Source organism: Streptomyces sparsus (assembly GCF_054776295.1).
The window spans coordinates 1-3472 of record NZ_BAAHCA010000520.1 but is presented as its reverse complement, the minus strand read 5'-3'; the positions used below and the strand labels follow the sequence as shown (position 1 = coordinate 3472).

The 3472-nt window shown below is 71.2% G+C and carries 3 protein-coding genes and 1 pseudogene; 2 read left to right on the top strand and 2 right to left on the bottom strand.

What is annotated here, in order from left to right; genetic code table 11:
• Positions 1 to 460: pseudogene (locus ACYVE9_RS19545) on the bottom strand (hypothetical protein); the annotation flags it as partial.
• The gene (locus tag ACYVE9_RS19540; RefSeq protein ID WP_461029179.1) at positions 457 to 1662 is read right to left on the bottom strand and encodes an ATP-grasp domain-containing protein; all 1206 of its coding nucleotides are present in this window, start codon (positions 1660 to 1662) and stop codon (positions 457 to 459) included. The gene ACYVE9_RS19540 and the pseudogene ACYVE9_RS19545, both read right to left, overlap by 4 nt.
• A 355-nt stretch (positions 1663 to 2017) precedes the next feature.
• Here ACYVE9_RS19540 and ACYVE9_RS19535 point away from each other — a divergent pair, with 355 nt between their 5' ends.
• Both ACYVE9_RS19535 and ACYVE9_RS19530 read left to right on the top strand, forming a co-directional pair.
• Positions 2018 to 3007 carry a helix-turn-helix transcriptional regulator gene (locus ACYVE9_RS19535; RefSeq protein ID WP_461029178.1) on the top strand — a complete coding sequence of 330 codons (990 nt, stop codon included), beginning with the start codon at positions 2018 to 2020 and terminating at the stop codon, positions 3005 to 3007.
• Positions 3008 to 3202: 195 nt separating this feature from the next.
• Positions 3203 to 3472, top strand: a 270-nt coding sequence (locus tag ACYVE9_RS19530) for a hypothetical protein (RefSeq protein WP_461029177.1), incomplete at its 3' end; no start/stop codon positions are given.

Genomic DNA, 3472 nt, shown 5'->3' with positions numbered 1-3472 from the left:
TGCCGCGCGGCAGCGCGACGCAGGGGTAGCCGACCTTGGCGGCGGCTTTCGCCAGCGCGGCCGGTTCGCACAGCTCGAAGCGGACGGGCTGCCCGGTGAGCTGGTTGACGCGGTCCCGCAGCACTGCCGGGTCGGTGAGTGCGGCCACCACCGATGGGGGGTTACCCGGCAGGCGCAGCGCGGCGTTGGCCCAGGACGCCGCGAGTGCGCTGGCCGCGTCGAAGCCGAACACCGCGGCCCGGTCGTGGCGGGCGAAGGCGCCCAGCGCGTAGACCAGTGTGCGGCGGTCGCTCCAGTCGGCCTGGATCATCCCGTCGGCTTCGGCAGCGGTCTGCCGCATTCCTGGCGCCGCGGGGTCGGGGCTCACAACGAGTGTGCGGGCCCCGACCCTGCGGGCCGCCCGTACCGTCCGCAGGCGGGGGCTGAGCAGGACGGCGGTGGGCGTGGGGGGTGGTCTCATGGGGCGGGCTCCGGAGCACCGTGTTCCAGGTGCTCCTCGAGCCAGCGTTCACAGGTGTTCAGCCGGTCCATCACTTCGACGGAGTCGCCTCCGGCGACGATGGTCCAGCACACCCCGGTGGCGCTGTGCCGCGGTCCGGGGCTGAACTCGCCGGGGGCGAGGTTGGTCACGTGTTCCCGTACCCAGTCGAACGGCGGTGGGCCGGGGACCCGCACGACCCGTCCGGGGAGCGGGGTGATGCACAGTTCACCGTGCACCGCGCGGGGTATCTCGAACGGTTCGGCGCGCAGCGGCAGGCCGGTGGCGAGCCGGAACCAGGTCTCCTTCAGGTCGATGCCGTAGGTACGGCGGATCAGCTGCGGGATGCGTGCTCCGCCCACCCGCGAGGCGATCTCGCAGAGCAGCAGGCGATCATCAAGGGTGTGGAAGACCTCCAGGTGGTACGCGCCGACCTCCGGCGCGGGCATGACCTTCATCAAGGTGTCGAAGAAGTCCGCGAGCCGCGCCGACATCGGCTCGTGGGGGTGGAGCAGCACCGAGCCGTTGTTGGCGCCGGAGAGCACCTCGAGACAGCCGGTGTAGTAGTGGCCAGCGGAGACGAAGCGGAAGCCGGGCGCCACCACCGCGTCCACGTGGTAGACCTCGCCTCGTACGAACTCCTCCACCATCAGGTCGTGCCGCCACCGGGTGGCGCTGAAAGCGGTGAGGTCGCCGTCGTTCCGCAGCACGGTGACTCCGCGCGAGCCGCCCTGGCTGACGGGTTTCACCACCACCGGGTAGCCCCGTTCGGCGATGAACTCCACCAGGTCGAAGAAGGTGCCCAGCCGGGTGTACGCCGGAACGGACACCCCCTGCGCGGCCAGGTCCTTCATCAGTGCCTTGTCCCGGAAGGCCCGGGCGCTGGCCTCGCTCTGGCCCGGTATGGCAAGCCGGTCCCGCAGCCGGCCGGCCCGTTCCAGGTCGTACTCGTTGTCCGTGAGCACGTGCTCGAAGGACGCCGGGTCCACAGCCTGGGTGGCCATCCGCAGGGCCGCCAGCTCGGCGTAGGAAACCGCCTCGCAGTCGGCGACCTGCTCGTAGTGCGCGTAGCGCTCCGGTCCCGGCAGCGGATTCCCGGTGAACACCACCATGTCCGCGGCGAGTTCCGGAAGCATCTCGGCGTAGTCGTTGCTCGGCCCACCGTTGACGACGAGCGTGGTCATCTGCAGATTCTCCGGGAGTCGGCCGGCTGCCCGTCAGGGGCTGTCAGCCCCAGGACCAGCTGGTGTCGCCGGACTCGGTCGACTGAGCGGCGGCCGGTGCCTGGCCGGCGTCCGCGGAAGCCAGCTGCACACCACCGAAAGCGAGCGCGATGATGAAAGGTACGGCAAAGACGCGAGTGAACCTCTTCACAAGATTCCTCCCTATTGACCTGGGCAGCGTCCCCAACCGACCGCTGCATTCCACGGTTGATGTTCACGTGGCGCGGCGCCGGATCCAAGGGGTTTGCCCTGGCGGCATCTCGCCTGGCACGTTGTCGCCTCAGGAGGCTCGGATGAGATCAAGGAAGCTGGGACTGTGCAGGAGAATGGCGAAATAGACGCGACGGCTTCCCGGGTCTACCGGCTCCGGGTGATCCACGCCACCGACACCGCGGAGCGCATCGCGGCACGGGCGGGACTGGCCGTGGAGGACGTCACCGCGGCGGAGGCCCGGCTCGCGGCGCTGGGGCTGCTGCAACCGGCGCCGAGCGGCGGCTGGGCCGCGGTCAGTCCGGAGACCGCCGCGGACACCCTGCTCGCGGCGGCCCAGAGGGACGTCCTGGAGCGCCAGACGGCGATCGCCGGCGCCCGCGCCAGGCTGCACGCGCTGACGGGTGAGTACCTGGAGGCCCGGAGCATGCGCTCGGACAAGGGCAGCATCGAGGTGATCGAGGGCATCGACAGCATCCGGTCCGTCATGGACGACCTGGCGCGCCACTGCACCACCTCGGTGGACGCGCTGGTGCCCGGCGGGGGCATGAACGAGGCCAGCATCGGTTCGGCCCTTCCACTCGACCTTGAGACCCTCGCACGCGGGGTGCGGATGCGTACGCTGTTTCAGCACAGTGCCCAGAAACACCGACCGACCGCCCGCTACGCGGCGCGCATCAGCAGTGCCGGGGCGCAGGTGCGCAGCACCGGGGTGCTGCCGTCGCGGCTGCTGATCACCGACCACGGTTCCGCGGTGCTGCCCGTCGATCCGGCGAATCCGGCGGCGGGTGTGGTGCTGGTGCGCGATCCGGCGATGCTGGGTTTCCTGCGCCGGTTGTTCGACCACCACTGGGAACGCGGGCTGGAGTTCACCGCCCCGCAGGAGGGTGAGGAGAACGGGCCGGAGCCCAGCGAGTTGGAGCGGGATGTGCTGCTGCTGATGGCCGGCGGCAAGAAGAACGAGGTCATCGCCCACCAGCTCGGCATCTCCCCCCGGTCGGTCAGCAGGATCGTCGCCAACCTGATGGACCGCCTGGGCGCGACCAGCCGCTTCCAGGCCGGTGTCCGGGCCGCGATGAACGGCTGGCTGTCCTGAGCAGGCCACGCCCGGCCGGGCCCACGGGCAGGGCGGGTTCGGCGACGGCTCCCCGCCGGAACGATTCTGCGCGGTGGTCCGGAAGGGCGTTGAGCGTTCGGCCCCCGCGCCGCGTATTCCGTCGGAGGACGGACACCGACCGGCCACGGACACGGCGTGACACAGCCACGGAGTGACGCGGCGAAGGAGGTTGTGATGGCACCCCGCCACGGGTCGCACTCGTGGGAGGACGACCTGCACCTGTTCCGCACCACGGACGGCGTGCCCGGACCCGTACCCGGGCCCACCGGGCCGGAGGACGCCACCCAGGTGATGTCCGCGACCCGGTTCCTGCCACCGGTCCGGGACGAGGACTACGGTTATCTGCCGCCGGCACGGCCCGGCGAGTCGGACTGGGACCTGGCACGCCGCCGGCGCCGCCGTCCGCTGCGGGCCGCCGCCTGGACGGTGCTGGTCGGCGGCGCC